General features: G+C 47.6%; 1 pseudogene. It reads right to left on the bottom strand.

Annotation, left to right across the window (positions count from 1 at the left end):
* A pseudogene (gene malF, locus R7040_RS28075) lies at window positions 1-597 on the bottom strand (maltose ABC transporter permease MalF); the annotation flags it as partial.

Genomic DNA, 597 nt, shown 5'->3' with positions numbered 1-597 from the left:
GCCATGAATGGGTCAGAGAACCATGCCGGGCTGATACCAAACAAACCTTCCAGAAGCATGTTGATCTCACCAAAGCTCTGGTTGAACAAACCTTTAAAGATCAGGATAGAAATAAACGCCGGTACCGCATAAGGCAGAATCAGTAGTAGTCGGTAGATTGAACGACCTTTCAACGCTTCCCACTGAACAACGCTTGCTAACACTAAGCCGATAACCAATGTGCAGACTACGGTTAGCGCAGAGAAAACAATAGTCCAGATAAAGATGCTGATGAATGGTTCTTTGATGCCATCATCTTTCCACACACGTTCAAAGTTGTGCGTACCGATGTTCACCACGAAACCTGGAGACACTGTGCTGCCAACAAACTGACCGTTTTCATCCACTGGCTGGTAGTAACCCACTTCCATATTTGGACGCAGTGTTTCTTGGGTACGGTTGTTGTAAAGGGTTTCGCCGTCTTCCTGTAACGTGTATAGCGGAACCACTGCTGCGAACTTACGCAAGCCGCTCATACGGATATCGTCACCGTTCGGAAGATGCAGGTCAACGCTACTTAGCGCAGTGCGGTTCTTCACGATGGTTTTGATTGGCTCT

The sequence above is a fragment of the Vibrio sp. 1069 genome (assembly GCF_033340555.1).
This window is presented reverse-complemented; position numbering and strand designations above follow the sequence as displayed.